The 20,368-nt window shown below is 50.4% G+C and carries 13 protein-coding genes; 3 read left to right on the forward strand and 10 right to left on the reverse strand.

The genetic code is table 11. The features are described 5' to 3' along the window. Positions 1-87 precede the first annotated feature (87 nt). Positions 88-831 (forward strand): ABC transporter ATP-binding protein, encoded by a 744-nt coding sequence (locus tag ASG16_RS09000; RefSeq protein WP_056492304.1) that lies wholly within the window; start codon positions 88-90, stop codon positions 829-831. Next, complete coding sequence (locus ASG16_RS09005) at positions 828-1,970, forward strand: ABC transporter permease (RefSeq protein WP_056492307.1); 1,143 nt, start codon at positions 828-830, stop codon at positions 1,968-1,970. Before ASG16_RS09000 ends, ASG16_RS09005 begins: the two co-directional genes overlap by 4 nt. Before the next feature lie 320 nt (positions 1,971-2,290). Here the strand turns inward: ASG16_RS09005 and ASG16_RS09015 are convergent, their stop codons facing one another. Both ASG16_RS09015 and ASG16_RS09020 read right to left on the reverse strand, forming a co-directional pair. Next, complete coding sequence (locus ASG16_RS09015) at positions 2,291-4,015, reverse strand: methyl-accepting chemotaxis protein (protein ID WP_056492315.1); 1,725 nt, start codon at positions 4,013-4,015, stop codon at positions 2,291-2,293. A gap of 210 nt (positions 4,016-4,225) precedes the next feature. Further along, complete coding sequence (locus tag ASG16_RS09020) at positions 4,226-4,990, reverse strand: class I SAM-dependent methyltransferase (RefSeq protein WP_056492316.1); 765 nt, start codon at positions 4,988-4,990, stop codon at positions 4,226-4,228. 292 nt (positions 4,991-5,282) lie between these two features. Here ASG16_RS09020 and ASG16_RS09025 point away from each other — a divergent pair, with 292 nt between their 5' ends. Beyond that, positions 5,283-7,433 (forward strand): multicopper oxidase family protein, encoded by a 2,151-nt coding sequence (locus ASG16_RS09025; RefSeq protein WP_056492319.1) that lies wholly within the window; start codon positions 5,283-5,285, stop codon positions 7,431-7,433. Between the two features lie 34 nt (positions 7,434-7,467). Here the strand turns inward: ASG16_RS09025 and ASG16_RS09030 are convergent, their stop codons facing one another. The 8 genes from ASG16_RS09030 to ASG16_RS09065 are packed head-to-tail and all read right to left on the reverse strand — an operon-like array spanning position 7,468 to position 19,967. Continuing rightward, positions 7,468-10,317 carry a VWA domain-containing protein gene (locus ASG16_RS09030; RefSeq protein ID WP_056492322.1) on the reverse strand — a complete coding sequence of 950 codons (2,850 nt, stop codon included), beginning with the start codon at positions 10,315-10,317 and terminating at the stop codon, positions 7,468-7,470. Beyond that, positions 10,307-12,181: a vWA domain-containing protein gene (locus ASG16_RS09035; protein ID WP_056492325.1), complete on the reverse strand. Its 1,875-nt coding sequence runs from the start codon at positions 12,179-12,181 to the stop codon at positions 10,307-10,309. Before ASG16_RS09035 ends, ASG16_RS09030 begins: the two co-directional genes overlap by 11 nt. A 16-nt stretch (positions 12,182-12,197) precedes the next feature. Further along, on the reverse strand, positions 12,198-13,079 hold the full coding sequence (locus tag ASG16_RS09040; protein WP_056492328.1) for a DUF58 domain-containing protein: 882 nt from the start codon (positions 13,077-13,079) through the stop codon (positions 12,198-12,200). After that, entirely contained in the window at positions 13,076-14,059 is a 984-nt protein-coding gene (locus tag ASG16_RS09045; RefSeq protein ID WP_056492331.1) for an AAA family ATPase, read from the reverse strand. The genes ASG16_RS09040 and ASG16_RS09045 overlap by 4 nt, the downstream gene beginning before the upstream one ends. 30 nt (positions 14,060-14,089) lie before the next feature. Then, the gene (locus ASG16_RS09050) at positions 14,090-15,808 is read right to left on the reverse strand and encodes a DUF8809 domain-containing protein (protein ID WP_056492340.1); all 1,719 of its coding nucleotides are present in this window, start codon (positions 15,806-15,808) and stop codon (positions 14,090-14,092) included. Positions 15,809-15,811: 3 nt separating this feature from the next. Continuing rightward, the gene (locus ASG16_RS09055; protein ID WP_056492343.1) at positions 15,812-16,672 is read right to left on the reverse strand and encodes an ABC transporter permease; all 861 of its coding nucleotides are present in this window, start codon (positions 16,670-16,672) and stop codon (positions 15,812-15,814) included. Further along, entirely contained in the window at positions 16,669-17,595 is a 927-nt protein-coding gene (locus ASG16_RS09060; protein ID WP_056492347.1) for an ABC transporter ATP-binding protein, read from the reverse strand. The genes ASG16_RS09055 and ASG16_RS09060 overlap by 4 nt, the downstream gene beginning before the upstream one ends. Further along, positions 17,592-19,967, reverse strand: coding sequence for a DUF8815 domain-containing protein (locus ASG16_RS09065; RefSeq protein ID WP_241970721.1), 2,376 nt, complete (start codon positions 19,965-19,967; stop codon positions 17,592-17,594). The genes ASG16_RS09060 and ASG16_RS09065 overlap by 4 nt, the downstream gene beginning before the upstream one ends. Positions 19,968-20,368: the final 401 nt, after the last annotated feature.

Genomic DNA, 20,368 nt, shown 5'->3' on the forward strand with positions numbered 1-20,368 from the left:
TGAATTCAGCTAAAATAGATGGAAGACTATCTAGCATTTCTTTCAAATAAACGGGGACACGACCGTTTATTCATAAAGGAGGATACCATGACAACCTTGTTGGAGGTAAAAGGAGTAACGGGTGGGTACTCTTTCAACCACGCTGTAATCAAAGACGTCTCCTTTCACATACGCGAAAAAGAAATTGTGGCGCTAATCGGGCTGAATGGCGCAGGTAAAAGTACGACAATCAAGCATATTTTAGGACTCCTGGAACCAATTGCAGGTGAAATTAGCATTGCAGGGAAGACCTTTCAATCAGACCCCGAAAACTATCGTTTGTCTTATGGGTATATCCCTGAGTCTCCCATTTATTACGAAGAGCTTACGCTTTGGGAGCATATCGAGTTAATGGCGATGAGCCATGGGCTGGACCAGGAAGTTTTTTATGAACGAGCACGTCCTCTCTTAAAAGAATTCCGCATGGAAGAAATGAAAGACCGATTTCCACAGCAGTTTTCCAAAGGCATGAGACAAAAGCTCATGATCATGATGGCGTTGCTCGTACAACCGCCTCTGTACATCGTGGATGAACCGATCCTGGGTCTGGACCCTCTGGGGATTCGTTCTCTGCTCACGTGGTTGAACCGTTGCAAGGAGCAAGGGGCAGGCATTCTGATGTCCACACATATTTTGGCTACCGCCGAGAAGCATTGTGACCGATTCATCATTTTGCACAAAGGCGAGATTAGAGCCCAAGGAACGCTAGAGGAGCTTCGGCGTATGACAGGGCTCCCAGATCGCTCCTTGGACGACATATACTTGCATATCGTAGAGGATGACGGCCAGTGAAAATAGACGTAGATCAATTATTTCGCAAACGGTTCCATGCTTTTTCAGTAGAATTCATTCGCTATGCCCAGTACATGGCCAATGGCGGCCTGATGTTCATCGCGATTTTTTTGATGGGGTTGCTCGCCTTTTACTACCGCAGCATTATCGCGATGATCCCACCCTGGTTCCCTTTGCCGTATGCCATGGCTCTCGTGATTGCTATTGTCGTTGTAAGAAGCCCCCTGCGCACGTTTTTGCTGGAAGCGGATTTGCTTTTTTTGACTCCGCATGAAATAAGATTGGATCGCTATTTCCGGAAGGCGCTCGTGTACAATTTTGCCATTCAGAGCATGGTAGTGTTTATCGTCCTGCTCCTGCTCATGCCTATGTATACAGAGGTCGTAGGTGCACAAGGCGTGCAGCTTTGGGTTTATTGGTGCATTCCCCTGCTCTTGAAGGGCTGGAATATTTACAGCAGTTGGACGTTCTTACGTTTGCCCGATCAGAAGAAGATCGGATTGTATACGCTCGCTCGTTTTGTCTTTTCGTATATCCTCCTCGCTTGGGTATTGAGTGAAGGACAATTCTTGCGCGTGGGTATGCTCCCATTCGGTGCTCTGATCTGCGCTGCGCTCTTGATCTGGCTCCATTCGCGAATGTTGACCTATAAGAAAAAACATTCCATACAATGGTATCGCCTGCTTGCCATCGAAAGCGGCTTGCGTCACCGCTTTTATCAGTTCGCGAACAACTTCAGGGATGTTCCTGCCATGCAGCACCAGGTGAAGTCACGCTCGTGGCTCATTGCCCTGACGAAGCTGCTGCTGCCTTACCGTCAAACAAAAGCAGGGCGTCATTTGTTTACCAAAAAATTTATTCGTTCTGGTGACTTTGCGGGCATTTATTTCAGACTCATCCTGCTGTCAGGCTTCGTCGTTCTCATATTGCCCGGCCCCTATGCAAAAATCATTGCCGGCCTGCTCTTTCTCTTCATGACTGCCAGCCAGATCGGCAGCCTCTGGCGGCATCAGAAAAAGCGAAACGGGTATTCGATCTTTCCGATTCGGGATGGTCAGATGAGACAGGCTTTTAGCTGGCTGCGTATGGTTCTGTTGGGTTTTCACGGTGTAGTGCTTGTGCTCATTGGGCTATTGTAGTTCAAGAATACTTTTCAAAAGCCCCGTGGAAGAAGCGCATTTCCAGTCCAAGCGCCTCTGGAGCCCGACAAAGCGAAGGGCTGAATGGAGGGAGTGCTTTTAGCTTCAACTCTGCAAAATCCTCATCGAAACCGCTACTTTTGAAGCGGCTCCCGCCATTCAGCCCGGAGCGGACAGTCTTCACCCCTTGGGGGGCGGAGGCCGAAGCGTAGACTGGAAATGCGCTTCTTCCCCCCACTACAGCCACAAAAAAACAGCTCTTCCCGGCATCATCCTGCCAGTAGAAGAGCTGTTTTTTATTTATCGTTAAAGTAATTTGTCTACAGTCGGAACGTATCCACCTTGCTGCGCAGCTCCTGAATGCTGTCTGTCACCTGCTCCGTTTCAGACACGAACTGATCAACGTTTCCACTGACCTCATGCATCGTAGCAGATACTTCTTCGGTAGCCGCTGCTGTTTGTTCCGAGATGGCAGTAACCGTCAACACGGATTCATTCACTTTGTTCTGACCTTGCTTCATCGTCTCTACGCTTGCCATGACATTCGCAAGCGACGTCTTCAAAGTATGCGTCATGTCAGACAGAGCCGTAATGCCTTGTGTAACGGAATCCAAACGTTCTGTACCCGCGTTGTAGCGATCCAGCGTCGCATTTGTCTTTTCCGTAGCTTGTCTTACCTGATCTTGAATGTCTTTGATGCTCTCCTGAATGACGTGGGTTGCCGCACCTGTCTGTTCGGCCAGCTTGCGAACTTCTCCCGCTACCACAGCGAAGCCTCTGCCAGCTTCGCCAGCACGCGCACTCTCGATGGCTGCATTCAACGCCAACAGATTGGTCTGTCCGGCGATTTGCTGAATCGTTTCAATCACATCGTTAATTCGGCTCGATTTTTCTTCGAGAATTGCCATTGTATTTTGCACTTCATGAAATTGTTTGTTCGTCTCTGTTCCATCTGCCAAAAACTCTTGCAATACTTTGTAGCTGCTCTCTCCGATATCGGACACCTGATTGGATACTGCATCCATCTCGTCAATCGCTGTATTCAATTCAGCCAGCTCGCTCAAGAATTCTTGAACTGTTTGCACCGTCATCTCCATCGCAGTTGCTGTCTGCTCATTTCCTTGTGCAATCTCTTGGCTGGTGACCACGATATTTTTGTTTTGCTCGCGGACAGAGTTGGCACCTTCCCGAATAGAATTCGCCATGCTGTCGATATGCTCGGTTGTCTCTTTTACTCCGCCAATAATTTGACGCAGTTGTGTCGTCATCTCACCAAAAGCAACGACAATTCGGCCAATCTCGTCTTTTTTGTTGGAAACAGAAATCCCTGTAGACGTGAGATCACCCGAAGCAATGCGCATAGACGCCTCTTGTACAACTTGCAGTGGACGCAGCATCTTTTTGATCAAGAAGAATACAGCAACCAAAGCAATAATCGTTACGACAATCATAGCGATAATGATGCGTGGCATGGTTTCATCCAGAACCTGTTCATTAATCAGTTCCACTTTATCTGCCGCAGTATCCACACCAAGCACCGCAATCACTTGACCAGATGGATCTTCAATCGGTGCGAATGCACTTAGGTAGTCCCCGTACACAGGGTCTTTGACGATTGGCGTACTGTTCGATCCGCCTGCCAGAACAGGATCAATATCAGCCATGCCGGTTGAGGACGTCTCTTGACCGATTGTAGCTGCTCCCTCTGCTCCTTTCGCCATTCCATCCACCATAATTTTTACCTTTTCACCGTCTGTATGAAGAATATAAACATAAAGGGCACCGGTTTTTTCGGTGTATTCAAACAACGCATTTCGGATAGTCCAATAGTCGTCTGTTTCTTGTGGCTGAGATATAAATTTCGCTATCTTCTCTGAGTCAAGCCCTTGGGAGATATGCAATGCTGTGTTAATGCTTGAGCGCGAGAGTGTCTTTTCAACAGTAGTTACGCTATTTTGGTAAATCATGGTAATGTTGATTGCCATCATGACGGCAATGATCACCGCTACAAGAGCAACGACCCGTGTTGCCAAGCTCTTACTCATCCTGTTTCACTTCTCCTTCGCCGGTTACGATATGTGTACTTCGGACCACTCACCTGGGAGCGGACGCATTGTTGCGGGAGGTTTTGCCTTTTCGTAAAAGGATCAGCAGTGCTGTTCTCACACGGTGTTACTCGATAAAAAAAGCACCCAAAAAGGGTGCTTTTCCTAAACACTCCCTACCAGTCTTATCGACAATCGGTAGTGGTTTAATTAGGACTTTTGTTGGGCAATCATGAGAAATCGATGGGTAGGTATATCGAGATAACCAACCGCTTCGATTTTCTGGTGTAGATCAAACAAGGCATCGGCGTACTTTTCTACGGTAAAGTCGCGAATCTGCCATTCGATAGCCTTCAAGTAGTAAACAATGGCACCTATGTCGTAGAAACGGGAAAAGCTCATTTCCTCTCTTTGCTCCACAATCGTAAGGCCAGCTTCCTCCAGTTCATTCACTGCATAGGCCAGTTCCCAGTGCAAGTAATCTGGCGGAATCGGAGCGCCCAGCAATCGATTCAGGTCGAGATTGTCTTGCCCGCCCACTTGCTGGGTAACAAATGTGCCACCTGGCTTCAACAGTCGCTTCATTTCAGATGGCAAATAAGCTTCATGTCGATTGATAATCAAGTCGAGTGACTGATCCTCAAAAGGCAATATTTCTTCCCCGTCTACCGGAAACACACGAACACCCAAGGGCTCCAAATTGGCTTTTGCCACCGCTACATTCGGCTCGTAGCCTTCTGTCGCATACGTCTCCAAAGGGAACGGAGCAAGCCTAGAAAACAGTTCTCCACCACCTGTTCCCATTTCCAGCATAGAGCGAATACCAAGCATGTTCTTTTTCACGATATTTACGTAGTTCCAGCGAAGTGGTGCATCCTGCATCCTGCCTGTCGCAGTCAATCTGGCAAAATTCCATCCAGCGAATGGTGCCTCTATTTCCTCTTGAAAGCTTTTGATCCAATCCTTATTTTCCATATTTGCTTCTCCTCTCGTTTATACCAGTCTGTTCACGTCCAAACCAGACGAAGCAGGAGGAGCTCGAGAGCGTTGTTACGTTTGTACAAAATCAAAGGACATGAGAAAAAGTCCCCTTCCCAATATTCTGATAAGCCAAAAAGGAATACCAAAATTGTAATGTATATCCTGTTTATAGATCAAGTGCACTTCTCCGACTTAAGGCGGAGTGAAAATACTGCCTCGGTACGTTTGGTACTCAGCCGATTCTCTATATCATTAGTATCGAACTAGTAAACAGGAGGAACTGATCATGGCTGATTTTGAAGTGCTTGCCGGGATTCATCAAGGATTGTTTCTGGTCCTTCTCGTCGTCATGCTGATCCCGACAATCATGGCAAACCAGCTCGTTTTTCGTCCGACGAAACGGGCTTTCATAAACAGCGCTCGCATCACTTTATGTTTTTCATGGTCGGCCCTTTTTGTATTAGCAGGGCATTTGGTGATGACGTGGGTTTTATTTGAATCCTTTGGTTGGCTTTACATAAAGGATGCGTTGCTTGGCTTTTTACCTTTTATTTTTGTTCCATTGCTCTTTTGCCTTCTCTCTACTTTTCCACGATTGTGGGAGCTGACCGGGAAAGGCGGCAGAGAGTCAAGGCAGTCACAAGTAGATACGGATTATACCCGCATTTTGTTACAAGAGAAAAATGTTCGGTCTGCAAAAGCAAACTCGCCGGATCTAGGCGACGCATTAGATGCGGAGTGGCGAGGAGACGCATCTTGCCCCGAATTGCTCGTTCCGCTGCAAGCTAGCGTCTTGGGCTGTCTGATTGCACTCTTCCTTCAAGTCTTTTTTCCGGCTGTTACGCTGGAACCGTCCATTTTGTTTCTCGCTTGGGGCGTATTATTAGCCGGGGTCTCCCTGCTCTGGATTCGGCAATCGTGGAAGCATCAATACCACTCCACTGTGGAAAATTGGGTAAAACCACGCCGCCTGCACCGCTTTATCCGTTTTGCCGCGTTTCTCCTGACGACTGCTTTACTCGCGACGATCTGGGGAAATCAAGCGATGGTAGCGAGTCGCCTTCCCGAGCATTCACCTATGGGAGGGCAGAATCAGGACGATCACGCTCTCCCCGATTTCGTTTTCCCTGTAAAGGCAAGTGCCCATTCGATGCCTGCCACAGGGAAACTTAAAAATGTTGATGGACCAACAGAACCAAAACAAGAAACCCCTGATCGGGTGTTTTCGCTGAACGCACAGAAAACAACCATCCCTCAAGCATCAGGCAAAACCGTAGAAGCATGGACCCTGAATGGACAATATCCCGGACCTGAGCTGCGCATGAAACAAGGTGAGCTCGTCGAAATCATCCTTCTGAACAAGGATATTTCCGAAGGGATAGACATCCACTGGCATGGCATGCAGACTCCCGCTAGCTATGATCGCATTGCAATAGGAGAAACATCTGTTTATCGTTTTCGCGCGGAACAATCCGGAACGTATTGGTATCATTCTCATCAGCAAATTCCTGAGCAAATAGTGAATGGGCTGTTCGGCGCCTTTGTGATCGAGCCAGCCGAGGCTACGGCTACAGGCTCACCTATTCGCGACATCGCCATGATTCATCACAAGGACGAAAAGGCAGGCGCGACGTTAAACGGCTCTCACACACGAAAAATCGAAACAGTTCCTCCTGGCACAATGGTTCGCCTTCGCTTTATAAACGCCGAAAATGCTCCTGTCACCTATTTGCTGCAAGGAACTCCATTTCAGGTAGTAGAGATTGACGGAACCGAGGTAAACGAACCGAATTTGATTGCCAATCAAGCCTTGCAGCCGGGGGCAGGCGGTCGATACGACATTCAGTTTACGATGCCGAATCGTCCCGTACTATTTGCTCCCGCTGCAAACCAGCATGACAAAGGGCTGCTCTTAAGTCCAGACGGGTCCGAAGATGCTGTGCCCTTCTTAGATGCAGAGCTTTCTGTCTTTGACCCTGCACGTTACGGCAGTCCGATTGCGCTTCCTTTTGATCTCTCTTCCCAATTTGATCGGGAATATCAACTGCTCATTGATGGTCAGTACGGATTTTATGACGGTCAATTCGAGCGTTTATCGACCGTAAATGGCGACTTGCTTCCTGAGACACGGATGATGATGGAAGAGGGTGATCTCATAAAGCTGACCTTCGTCAACCGCAGCTTCCAGGATCAATCGATGTATCTGCACGGTCATCACATGCTCATCCTGAGTCGGGACGGCAAAAAGGTTACAGGAAGTCCATGGTGGACGGACACTCTCCAGGTAGCGCCAGGTGAAACCTATGAAGTTGCTTTCCGTGCGAATAATCCTGGTGCATCAATGGAAGAGAGCCTAACGAAAGGTGAAACTGCTTTTGGTATAGCAATCCCACTCATGTATGAAGAGCATCTTCAAAAAGAAAACAGCAGTCCGTAGCGATTTTCGCCAGGCTGCTGTTTTCTTTTATCTGTTACTGAGACTTTTTCCGGTTCTTGGCCGCCAATAGTCTGTTTAACGTTTCGTCAGGCTGCGTCTGTGTTTGCTTCTCCTGTTTCTTTTTTGCCTGCTCGTTCTTGTCTGCTGCTGGCTTCACCCGATTTCCAGCCGCCCCTGCCGAATGAATAAGGGGAGCAGCCACTACTTTCTGGTCATCTATCCGCTCTTCGCGTGTCCGTCTTGTTGCAGAGCGCTTCTCGCCGAGGCGAGACAATACTGCTTGTTGTTCAGAATCGGCAGACGTGGATTTGCGCCATCTCCACAGACTAGATAGCCTTGCCCACCATTGATCCGGCAACTGCAAGCGGCGAACGGCGATATCGATTGGCAGCAGCAAAGCGGCCAACATCAGCAACCACTCACTGATTGACTGTGTGTCCCATTTATCAGGAAGCGTGCCGCCAAAAGCCTCGTCCGGTTTAGTGATCTGATTCCCTCCACCGGCACTTAGCCACTCTTGAAGTTCTTTCTCTCCATCGGCATGTATTCCGTATTCCGGCGAATAAGAAACGGTCAATCCTGTCGTTTGGCTCGCCATGACTCGGCCTTGATTTTTTTGTGAGATCTGAATCATGTAAGTGCCCGGATCAGCCGTCTCGAATGCACCCTCCATGACGCCTGGCGCAACCGGCTTAAGCTTGATGACCTCTCGCTTCATCTCTTGATTGAGAACGACTGCCTCCATCTCTTGAGGCATGCTTCCACTAGCCGGCATCGTCACCCTCACATTGCCTTTTGCGCCGTTCACGCTCGTGGTCGTCTTCCAAGTGCCTTCTGTAATTTGCGGGAAAGTCCATGCCACGATTTCGTTCCACAGACGGCTGTTTCCTCCCCAAGCCACCCAGTCCGGTGACCACTTCCCTTCCAGATCACTCGTCCAGGCGACAGAACGCCCCAGACCGTACTGCCAACGGGTGAGAATCGGATCATCGTCAGCACTCATCAAGGATGATTCGGCTGTTTGCTTCGGTGTTGTTGCGATATACGCACGCACCGGAGGCAATGTCTGCTTCAGCGTAGGCCATGCTCCCACCCCTGTATAGCCTGGTACTTGGGGCTTCTCCACAATAAACGTGCGACTGGCTAACGCTGTTTCTTTACTGAAGATTTTCGGGATAGATTCGGCATCGTTGGCAAAGTAATATCTGCCTTTTCCTAACTCGGCAATCATCTCCAGCAGCGATCTATCCGAATCATCACCCAGCGCCACTGTTGAAACGGTAATATTTTCAGCCGTCATTTGTTGTAGCAGACCCTCGTAATCGTCGTCGAGTGCAGACTGCCCATCTGTGAGCAAAATAACATGCTTGCGCTGCGTGTTCATCGCCTTTACACGTTCGTAGCCCAGTTGTAAGGCAGGGAAAATATCGGTCCCGCCATCCGCTTGGATTCTGCTGATCTGCTGTTGGATTTCATCCAGCTTCGTGACAGATTGTGGAGCTACGACATCCCATGGTGTATCGTCAAATGCGATCACCCCGATGTAGTCTTGTGCATTCATCATGGTTGTCGCTCGAATCGCAGCTTCCCTAGCCAGTGCCATCTTATCCGCCCCTCTGGCATCGGAGCTCATACTACCCGACTTGTCGATGACCAGTTGAAGTCCGAGCGTAGGGAGCTGTTCCTTCCCTTTTAAATCCATGTGAACAGGTAATGCCTCTTCGATTGGTGTCTGGAACCAGCCACCCATACCGAAGCTATCTTTACCGCCTGTCATGATCAAGCCAATGCCCATATCACGTACAGCGGTCCGCATACGTTCCATATCCACATCAGTCATGCTGGTGGCGGGCACATCTGCCAGTACAATGGAGGCAAATTGCTTGTAGCCCTCTAGCTCCTTTGGCAGCAGTGCGAGATCGCGCAGCTCCACCTTGATATTGCCCGCTTCCAGCGCCTGAATGAGGTTGCTCGCGGCACCTGGATGCCCTTCGGCTACGAGTACGACTGGTGCCCCGGCTACCTGTGTATAGGCAGTCGCCTGATTGTTTGCCGCTACGGTATCTTGTCGCGGCTCGATTTCCACACGATAGCGATGGAAGCCCTGCTGCATCGCTTTTTGCGAAAAAACGAAGCGGTTGTTGCCCTTGCCAATCTGTACGGTTTGCTGGCCCGCCTCGCGATTGCCTTCATACAGGCGTAGGGTTGCCTCGGTTGCTATCGTACTCTCCACATCTACGGTGATGCCGTATTCCTCTCCCGCATACAGTCTTTGCGGTACCTGTACAGATGTAAGAACGACCTCGTCTCCGCGTGGCTGCTGCAAGGAAACAGCCTCTACAGCGATTCCTCGCTCCCTCACCAGTCTCGTCTGCCGTGCCGCATCTCCGTTTGTTTCCAGACCATCTGTCAGCAAGACGACTTTTCCTCTGGCATTGGTAGGGATCATGGCAGACGCCAATCGGATTCCTTCTGCCAAATTGGTTGCATTCCGGTTGACATCCACGCCCAAGGGCTGTACCTCTTGGCGGATCGTCAACGGTTGATCGACCGCTGCCTCTGCACCTACTGCAATGACAGCATACTTATCCGCTGCTTGCTTTTGCCCGATCGCCTCGCGCAAAAAGGAGAGAACCCGCGGATCGTCCTTCATGGAAGCGGATCGATCTACAACAAACACAATCGTTTTCGCCTGAACAGGGGTCAGCAGTTGTGTCCCTGCCAATGCCAAAACCAGAAGGAGGAACAAGAGCGAGCGAATGGTTGCAATTGTCGCCTTTCTGCCGATTGGCATTTGCTGTTGATGTCGCCACCAACTGATGATGACGTACGCAACGGGAAGCAATAGCAACAGGAATAGCGGCTGTATAAAGTTAATACCCACGCTGATACACCCTCCATTCCACCAATAACACCAAGAGAGCAAACGCCGCCAACCAATAGGTCAACTCCTTCGTTCCCAGTGCTCCTGTTGTGTCAGTCGCTGTTGCTTCCTCACTCTCCTTTTGTTCTTTGGCATTCTTCCGAGCAACGCTCACAGACTTTGGTGCAATATTCGATTCTTCCTCATTCATTTGGACTGTAAAATACGTACTTTTGGTCCCTGTATCTATCCCTTCGTCAAGACGATACAATCCGGTCAGCTCTGGTAGCTGCATCGTTTTCGACGTGGCATCCTCCGTAAGAGACTGCTGATGGCCATTCGGATACGTCAAGGTACGTGTTGTCGCTCCCGGTGAGAGTGGGATCGTCAAGACCTCTCCCGGATGTGCCGTGGGGATTGGAGCTGTTTGACCAGGTGACAGCCAGTTGACGACATTTTGCATGAAAATCGGAAAGGCAGGACGCAGCGGAAAGTCCGATGCATGCAAATCAAATCCGATGATGACCATTCGTCGACCGTCTATGATCCCCGCTCTGACCAGATCGACATCGCCTGCGCGTACCAATGGCTTCATGCCAGGCATCTCGTCCAATACGTATCCTTTGGCGACGTGCACATCCCGCCAATCTACGTGCTTGAGCAGCGGGTCATCCGGGGAAACTGGTCTTGGCTGTTGATCCAGTTCTTTTTCTCCAGCAAGCGGCAACCACTCTGTTTTCTTGTTCGGAGCAATCAACAAAATGTTTCCTTTTGGCAGCTTGTCTGGCACGACTCCGTCAAAAACCCACAAGTCACGCGCAGCCGCCGCAGCATCCGGTGCCTGCTGAATCGTTTCCACCTCAAGACTTCCGACTGTCTGCAATACTTGATGGAGGAAGCGGTTCCCTTCCGGTGAGTACAACGCTGCTTTTCCTTTCCCCGCAGCGAATGGCACGCTCCACATGACATTATCCTGGGAAAGTCCGTCCTGCTCCGGTTCGATGACTGCACGATAGACGCTAGACACCCCCAGCTTCTGAAACGAAAATGTCTGGGAGCTGCCTGCGCCAATCGCAAAAGAATCCGTATCCAGCAGCTTGTCTTGCTCATCAAAAACAGTGACTTTTCCTTTCGCGGGCATAGTGCCGTGATTGTCCACTCGCAGCAGACCCTCTACCCCTTTTTCTGTAGGCTGGGTCACAAAAACACCGATTGCGGTATTCTCGCGAGTGCTTCCCATCTGCATGAACTGAAAGCTCCCGGAAAAGGTAGGAACTGGGCCTCCGTCCAACTTGCGTTCCCCGCTTCCGTCCCCCATCCAAACCACTCCACTGCCTGGTTCATTCTCTGCAATGGCTCCTGCCAATGACAAAGCTGCGATTTGATCGGATGTCCCGGAAAAAGGCGTGAGCTTTTCAATGGCTTGCATGAGCGGCTCTTTGTCTGCACTCTTGGAAACCAAAACATTCGGTTCACGCCCTGCCTCGATGAGGGTCATCGTCTGGCTGCTTCCCAGCTTCTCTACGAGTGCTTTTGCCTGTGAAATGGCTCGTTCCAGCCGTGTCTCGTTCCCTTCCTTCGCCATCATGCTCCCTGATGTATCCACGACCAGAATCGTATGGTCGGATATGATTCCCTCAGTGGGCACGGCCGGTCGTATCAAAGCCAGCACGAGCAAGCAGGCAACAAGCAGTTGCAGCAGCAACAACAGGTTGCGCCGCAGCCTTTCCCACGGTTTCACCGCTTCCCAGTTTTGCATCGTACGCTGCCACAGAAGTGTACTTGGTATGATGCGATCCTCTACTTTTCGCTTGAGCAGGTAGAGGACGATGATGGCCGGGATAATCAGCGCAAACCACAAGTTGCCCAAACCCATCCACTGCATGTTGTCTCTCTCCTCTCTAGCGAATCATGCCGGCCTGACGAAAAACATGGAAGACAATCGATTCCAGCGATTGTTCCGCCTCTACAGACACGAAGGCGATCCCTCTTCCATAAGCAAACGCGGACAGTTCTTGTTGATAATCTCGCAAGCTCTTGTGGTACTCTTCCATCAAAGGGCTGGTCAGGGATACTTCTTTTGCTTGCCCGGTCTCTGAATCGATCAACCGCAGTTCTCCCGCATACTCGGGTGCAAGCTCTTCTTTGGAAAGCACCTGAACCAGCGTGACCTCTTGTCTGGCCGCCTGCAAATACGCGATGCCTTCCGTATAGCCTGACTCGAACAAAAAGTCCGACAGCACGATAGATGTGCCTGCTTTGCCGCTGACCGCTCCTGGCTGGCGCATTGCCGTCTGAATATCACCTGTTCCCCCTTCTTGCAGGGAAGATAAGAAGCTGAGCAAGCGATGCGCCTGGCTCTTTCCTTGCAGCCCGGTAAGTGCTGCCGTCATGCGGCTGTCAAATGCATAGACCGACACATGATCGAGGTGGCACAGGGACAAATAGCCAAGAGCCGCGGCAATCTCGACAGCACGGGCCATTTTGTTCGGTTGCCCGTAGCTCATCGAACGACTGCAATCGATATACAAGTTCACATGCAGCTCTGTTTCATCCAAGTACTTTTTCAAAAACAGCTTGCCTGAGCGGGCATACGCATTCCAATCGAGCTGCCGCAAATCATCGCCGGGAACATACGCCCGAAAGTCTGCGAACTCCATGGAGCTACCCAACTGTCTCGCCCTTCGCTTTCCTGCCTGGCTGCCGCTGACCGCTTTGCGACTAGCCATCTGCATTCGCTCCAGTCTGGCGAGCCATGACGGATCAAGCAGGTGTTGATTCATACCTTCTGCGTCCCCAGTTCGTCCAAAATATCCATGATGACGCGGTCTGATCGGATGCCGTTCGCCTCTCCTTCAAAATTGAGGAACATGCGGTGGCGCAACGCTGGCAGAGCAACTGCTGTCACGTCCTCGTACGCCAGATTGTATCGGCCAGCCAATAACGCACGTACCTTTGCCAAGGAGACAATCGCCTGCACGCCACGCGGACCTGCGCCGTTGCGCACATATTTGTTCACCGAAGCAATTGATTGTTCCCCGGGATGCGTCGCTAAAAGCAGCTTCACCGCGTAATCCAGTACAGCATCAGCTACCAGCACTTCACGCGCTGCCTGCTGAATCTCAGCAATTTGCTCGGCAGAAGCCACTTTTTCCACGGTGATCACCTGACTTGTGGTCGTTTGCCGCACGATCATTTTCAGTTCTTCTTCCGTCGGATACGGCACGTCGATCTTCAATAAAAAGCGGTCCATTTGCGCTTCTGGTAACGGGTATGTCCCTTCCTGCTCCAGCGGGTTCTGTGTCGCGAGAACGAAGAACGGCTCTGGCAGCGGACGAGTCACTCCCCCGGCTGAAACGGTTCGCTCCTGCATGGCCTCCAACAGGGCGCTTTGCGTCTTTGGTGTAGCCCGGTTGATTTCGTCAGCCAGCACGACATGAGCGAAGATTGGCCCATGTTGGAATTGGAAGGACTGCTGCCCCTTCTCGTCAACCAACAGGATGTTCGTTCCGGTAATGTCTGTTGGCATCAGGTCCGGTGTGAACTGAATCCGCTGAAACGACAGCTCGAAGGCTTGGGACAGTGTCCGAACAAGCAGCGTTTTTCCCAATCCGGGTACACCTTCCAAAAGCGCATGTCCACCTGCAAATACGGCCCACAGAAGTTGCTCGACCACCTCTTTTTGTCCTACCAATACCTTTCCGATTTCCTGCCTGACAAGCTCTACTCGCTGCAAGCAATCCTCTAGCGTTTGCTGCGCCATCGCCGTGTCTCCTTCCTGTTGTTGAATGATCTAAGGCTCTATTTTGCTGAAATAATCCTTCACGATCTCTTGATAATCGCCGGGAATACTGCCTTTTTCCATACTCTCACGGGCAAATTGCTCATACTGGCCGTACACTTCCTCGTACGGTAGCGTGCCACCTGAGGAGACTTGTGTGTTTCCACTTTGCTGCGACTGGGAAGGTCCTGATCCGAGTGGGCCTCCGACTGTATCAACAGGTCCGTTTTCTCCACCTATCCGATTTGCCGGGACGGTAACGAGCTCGTGTTTGCCTTTTCCCAACCCGGCCCCGCCACCTTGACCACTTCCTTGGCCGCCAGAACCATTTCCATTTCCATTTCCATTACCGTTACCGTTGCCATTGCCATTGCCGTTTCCATTGCCTTGCCCCGAGCCATTATTTCCATTTCCAGGCTGGTTTGCCCCTTGATTTGGGGTGGTACCTGTTCCCGGTGTTGCCGCAGTTGGCTGATTTCCCGGTGACCCCGATGCTGGAGTCGCCTGTCCTGTTGCTGCTGTTCCTGTCACAGCTCCACTCGCTCCAGCATTTCCTGCTTGTGCGCCTGCACTGGCAAGCGTCATTTGCGACTGATTGAGCGAAGCAGCGGCATGTATAGCTGCGAGCATGGCTTGCTGAGATTGTTGGATGCCCGTCATCGCTTGCATCAAGCTGTTCTCGAGCGCAGTCATCGCTTGAGGCACTTGTCCTTGGGCTGTTTGCTGGGCTGCCTCCGCCAGTTGTTTGGCGATATCCTCCAGCTCCTTCGAGTCGGCAGACTCTGCCTCTTTTTTCAATTGCTCTGCTGCACTTGCGAGTTCGCGGGCGATCTCTTCCCGCTCTTTTTGCGGCATGCTTTCCATGGCTTTTGCCATTTGTGCCAGGGCCTCGGTCATCGCTTGTCGATCTTTCGCTTCCATCGCGCCAGCCACGGCCTTTGTCCCTTCTTGATTACCCAAGCTGCGCTGGAGTGCTTGCAGCGCTTTTTCTTTGTGCTGCTCTGCATCTCTGACCTTCTCCAATTGTTTTTCCGCAGCGCGCAATGCATTTTGACGTTCTGCCGGGTCGTCTGCTTTCGCCAGAGCCTTTTTTGCCTGCTCCAGCATTTCCTCCAACTGCTTTTTCTGCGCGTCGGTTAATCCTGTATTCTTTTTCACGTCTTGCTTGATTGCCTCTACTTCTTCCTCGACCTGCTCGATTGCTTTCTTTTCCTCTGCCATCTGAGCCAGTCGCACGTCTTGAGGATTCGGCCAAAGAAACAGCACCAGGCACACCAATAGCAAGCTGCTTGTGACATATACCTTTCTTTGGACCAACGACCAGATGCGGACGCTCTCAACGATTTGCGGCAAATTTTTTCGCAGATGATGCAGGGCGTCTTCCCTCTGCATACCCGCTACCATCGACTGATTCTCTTGATTCTCCCATGCCGTGACGACTCGCTGAGCCAAACCATTGCCATCTGCCACTTGTGCACATTGGAGCCAGGTAGGGCGCATCCAAAGCGCACGCACCAGACCTGTGATGACAACAAGCACTGGCAGCACAACCGCGATCCATTGGTAAAACGGAATCGGCCAGATGCGGGCAAGGAGGAGGAGCGCCAGACTCGCCCCCATTCCCCACAAACCATAGACCGTTAGCTGCTGTATCCATACGCGCAAGCCCAGTTGCTTTCGAATGGGGGCAAGCAGTGACTTCAGCTCGTCGTTCGATTTAGCGGTAAACATGGCTTATTGCTCCTCTTTTACTTTGCGAAATCTCGGTTTCACTGGCTGAATGAGATAGATGGAAAGTAAAAGGCAGAACAGTGTAATGATCCCGAAAAACAGGCTGTAAACCGCGTACGGGTCCACATTCGCAATCCTGATCTGCGGCCCTTCTTCAAAAATATTTAACATCGCAAACAATGGATTGAAATTATGCAGGAGATCTGGCCAGTCTGGCATAGTCGCGGATGATATGCCACCCGACCTGCGCTGGTACCGAATGAACTCTTTGATAATTTCCGCCAGTATGCTCGATCCAATCGCATATCCGAACACCACGGCATAAGTGACAACCGTAGCGATACCTGTCCGCTTGATCAGCGTGGACATGAGCACACCGATGCTGCCAATTCCAAACATCGTAATGACGTAAAAGCCAAACACCTTGATCACTTGTGCAGGTGAAATTCCTCCATACAAAAAGACGATGGCATAGAGCGGGATGGTCGCTATAACCAGGAAGGTCATGAAGCTGAGCGACGCCAGCCATTTGCCTAAAATCAATCGTGTTGCGCTGACATTCGTGGTCAACAGCACACTTAACGTCTGGCGTTCGCGCTCACCGGAAATCACACCTGCCGTCAGTCCCGGCACGACGAAGCAGATCATCCCGAGCTGAAACACAGACAGCATCATGAACAACTCGCGCGTATCATTCGGGTTGTAATAGCTGCCGCCGTTTGTCATAAAGAAAATCAGCGTAAGCGTCATTGCGCCCAAAACAAGCAAATATAACAGGATGATCCACGGTGACCGATTGGTCCGCATCCTCATTTTCCATTCGTTGAACAAGACAGGGTTGCGAAATCGTCTCAAGTCGCTCATGAGCCCACCCCTTTCGTAATTTCCAGGAAGATTTCTTCCAAATCACCAACTGCCTCATTAAACGCGGCCACAGGATAGCCTGACACCGCAAGCTCCCGCAGCAGCTCAACCTGTTCTTCGTCATTGCCTGAAAAGCCCGCAACGACCCAGTTCCCTTCGCGTGTCACCCTGGTAATAACGGGCATCTCACGCAAGCGCGTCATTGCTTCATCAACCCGATCTAACAGGCGAATGCGCAATACCCGCTGTTCTTGCATTTTCGAGTAAATCTCATCGACTCGTCCAAAGGCAACCAGATTGCCTTCCTCCACAATCCCGATGACATCGCACATCTCCGCTAGCTCAGGCAATATGTGCGAGCTAATGATAATCGTCTTGCCCATGTCCCGCAGTTCCTTCAAAATCTCCCGCAGCTCGATACGTGCCCGCGGGTCCAAACCAGAAGCCGGTTCGTCCAAAATGAGCACTTCCGGATTGTGAACCAGCGAGCGAGCCAATCCGAGGCGCTGCTTCATCCCCCGCGACAACGAGTCGACGTAGGCATCCCGCTTGTGCGTGAGATTGACCAGCTCTAATAACTGCGGAATGATTTGTTTTCGCTCTGCTGCCGGAATATCGTAGTTCGCGCCGTAAAAATCGAGGTACTCTTCTGCTGTCAAATTGTCGTACACACCAAAAAAGTCTGGCATGTAGCCGATCAGCTTGCGTACTTCCTTTGGATGCTTGGTCACTTCATAGCCGCCTACGTATGCTTTCCCACTGGTCGGCTCCAATAAAGTCGCCAAAATGGACATCGTCGTCGATTTTCCTGCCCCGTTCGGACCGACGAAACCAAAAACGGTACCCTTGTCAATTTCGAGCGAAAGTCCTTTTAACGCTTCCATTTTGCCGTAGCGCTTGCGCAAATTTTGGATCTGGATCATTTCTTGCTCACCTTCCCTTCCACACTGACACTTGGAACCCCAATGTGGCGTTCATCCTCAAACTGGTGGGCAAATTTGATGCGGACAATGCCGTCGCCCGAAACATAAGTAGTGGTCTTGTCGCTTGTCATCACGTTGTTCATGAATGCTTTTTCAAATGGTTCGAAAGCTTTTGTCTTCCAGTTGTAAACCTCTTTTTCAAATGTCGTATTGTCCTCTGACCAGGTGTACAGATACAAATTGCTGATGGCAAGCTCCTGTCCTTCCTGATTCAGATTGATGTCAAAGGTAATATCCCCCGCAGGAAGTCTAAAGCCATCGCCGAAGTCATCTACCGGAACAGAGCTGCCTGACATCGTCACATCAAACGATCCCGTCGGATAATAGATGTGTCCGTCCTTGGATGGATTTACATGCAGCGTCGAAGTGACCATCGCAATGCTGCTGTTCTCCGTATTTTCGTTTGGTACGACAGCCTCAACAACTTGCTCATCGGTCCAGCCCACGAGTTTTACCACTTCAGACGGACCACTACGTCTGTCCATCATGTCCAGCATTTCCACGATGAGTTGTTCACGCGTTTCTGTTTCATAGCCATTCGATTGCAGGTGCTGCGGCAGCGCATTCCCCATATTCATCCGATGTTTGTTCCGCCTTGCTTGATGTTGAGAGGCAAACGGCAAGTTCACTTCGATACTGCTGCCAGCCGCCAACTGCGGAAACTCTTGTACCGTTATACCTGTCGAGATCGTCACATCTCGCAGCGAGTACTTCGTATGGTTCGTCACAGTTCCTTTTAGTGCGCCGTTCTCATACGACAGATTCGATTCTATTTTTCCTACGTCTGATAAGGTTTGCTCTGTCGCAACCTTGCGCATCGACCAGAATTCTACATCTCGGAAATCAATATGGGTCTGATCTGGCTGTATGGAAATCCACGTTTTCGGAACTTGATCGGTATAATTTCTTTCAATGACAGGCTGGGTCATGCCCTCTCCCTTTAAAGTCAAACGATAGTCGTCATTACTCGGTACGAATAATGCGGTAACACTCACCGAATTCGCCTGTCCGTTGTTTTGCAGCTCCACATAACCTACCTGGTGCAGCTTTACACCCACACCCCGCTGGATGGCACCAATCGAGAAGATTCCGATTCCCGCCACCACCGAAAGGGCAGGGACGATCACCCACATGTAGCTTTGCTTGCGGCCTCTCCGCAAAATATAGAAAAGAACTGGCCCGACAACCAGGGCATAAATTCCGAAAAATACTGCGAACCAGCCAACCTCCGGAATTTTCAAGGATGGGACGCGATCAGCAGCATCCCGAAGCGGCCATACGTCTTCGATCATGCTCCTATTTGAAGCGTTGATGGAAGAGCCAAAAGCCTTTACTAATGTATCTGCCCAAAAGCGGCTGTTTCCTGCCCAGCTCGCTACTGGTTCCGCCGCCAAATCATAGGCGACGTACAATACTTTTCCCGCTCCCACGTTATGTACAGCCATCAGCGGAATATTTCCTTCGCTATACAGAACTTTCCCTGCCTTCAATGTCCCATTGCTTACAGTAAAGGGGGATGTCAGTGCGATCGAATTGGTCTTATCCACTTTTAAACTGGAGAGTGTCTGTACGCTCGTCACTCCTGTCACTTCTACTGGTGACAAGTCACCCAAAACGCCTCCGGATTTCTTGTACTGTGCTCCCCCGGCTAAAATCAGCATCCCGCCAGATTTCGTCCAATCCCGAATCGCTTTGATCTGCTGTTCATTCAATGAATCCAGAGCAAAATTGTTGATGACGAGCATATTAATCATCTGGAGTTGTGTACCTGTCACTGGCATATTGTCTGCCTTCATCGTCAAGAGCTGGACAGGGTTATGAATAGAGCCTTTCGGCAGTACACCAAGGAAGTTAGCTGTGTCTGGGTTTTCTGCCAACACACCGATCATCAGCGTATCTTCGCTGTATGAATTGCCTGTTACCGGCGTTTGCGCGATCATCTTGTTATTTTGCATCAAGGCCACAAAAGAACTGCCACGCAGCTCTGATCCAGGAACGAGAACCGTTACCTGCTTGGTCACTCCACTTGCAATCGAAACCGGCTGATAATTGGCAACTGCGAAGCGTCTATCTCCCCGTTCGTCAGTGGCGACAAACAGTTCCCCTTCGATATCCGTCCCTCCATTTTTCACCGTGACGACAACGGGAACCATTCCCGTTTGCCTGTACTTTCCTTCAATTCCGACTGTTACTCCCAACTGAATGTTTCCCTCTGCCAAGGCTGTCCCCGTTAATCCTAAAGGAACACCTGCTACCATTAGGAGGAACGCACAGAAGGCCAGGAGCCATCGCTTGCACTGCGCTGTTTTCATTCGTTCAAAACCTCCACGGACCATTCTTTTTTCTTCCTATCTTTTCATCTCATACAGTTATTGACGTTATTTCCAGACAAATAGCTACAATTTTTTTCAAAATGAAGTCGATTGGTCACCAAGTGCGAGAGGATTTTATAAGACTGTACGAAGACAGATTGGCAACAGCTCGCAGCGGAGGGTTATCTTACGGAATGGCTCTTTCCGCAAAGCCTGGGGATGACTGTCCAAGCCAAAAGCACGATTACGGTTCCCTATGAGACGGTGACTCAACTCTATTTTGGCTTCAGCGATCAACTGCGACTTTGGGTAATGAAGAGGAAGTACTAAGCTCTCTCTTTCTTTCCGAGAGCTTGGCTTTTTTCGCTTCTTTAATGAATCTTAACAATCAGGATCTACAG

The organism is Brevibacillus sp. Leaf182, from assembly GCF_001423865.2.
In the GTDB taxonomy this organism is placed as follows: Bacteria; Bacillota; Bacilli; order Brevibacillales; family Brevibacillaceae; genus Brevibacillus; species Brevibacillus brevis_C.

What these genes read in the sequence shown, in the direction of transcription:
- ASG16_RS09025 (WP_056492319.1), top strand. Translation starts at nt 5,283, where the DNA reads ATGGCTGATTTTGAAGTGCTTGCCGGGATTCATCAAGGATTGTTTCTG.
- ASG16_RS09060 (WP_056492347.1), bottom strand. Translation starts at nt 17,595, where the DNA reads ATGATCCAGATCCAAAATTTGCGCAAGCGCTACGGCAAAATGGAAGCG.
- ASG16_RS09050 (WP_056492340.1), bottom strand. Translation starts at nt 15,808, where the DNA reads ATGTTTACCGCTAAATCGAACGACGAGCTGAAGTCACTGCTTGCCCCC.
- ASG16_RS09035 (WP_056492325.1), bottom strand. Translation starts at nt 12,181, where the DNA reads ATGCAGTGGATGGGTTTGGGCAACTTGTGGTTTGCGCTGATTATCCCG.
- ASG16_RS09015 (WP_056492315.1), bottom strand. Translation starts at nt 4,015, where the DNA reads ATGAGTAAGAGCTTGGCAACACGGGTCGTTGCTCTTGTAGCGGTGATC.
- ASG16_RS09020 (WP_056492316.1), bottom strand. Translation starts at nt 4,990, where the DNA reads ATGGAAAATAAGGATTGGATCAAAAGCTTTCAAGAGGAAATAGAGGCA.
- ASG16_RS09065 (WP_241970721.1), bottom strand. Translation starts at nt 19,967, where the DNA reads ATGAAAACAGCGCAGTGCAAGCGATGGCTCCTGGCCTTCTGTGCGTTC.
- ASG16_RS09045 (WP_056492331.1), bottom strand. Translation starts at nt 14,059, where the DNA reads ATGGCGCAGCAAACGCTAGAGGATTGCTTGCAGCGAGTAGAGCTTGTC.
- ASG16_RS09000 (WP_056492304.1), top strand. Translation starts at nt 88, where the DNA reads ATGACAACCTTGTTGGAGGTAAAAGGAGTAACGGGTGGGTACTCTTTC.
- ASG16_RS09055 (WP_056492343.1), bottom strand. Translation starts at nt 16,672, where the DNA reads ATGAGCGACTTGAGACGATTTCGCAACCCTGTCTTGTTCAACGAATGG.
- ASG16_RS09040 (WP_056492328.1), bottom strand. Translation starts at nt 13,079, where the DNA reads ATGAATCAACACCTGCTTGATCCGTCATGGCTCGCCAGACTGGAGCGA.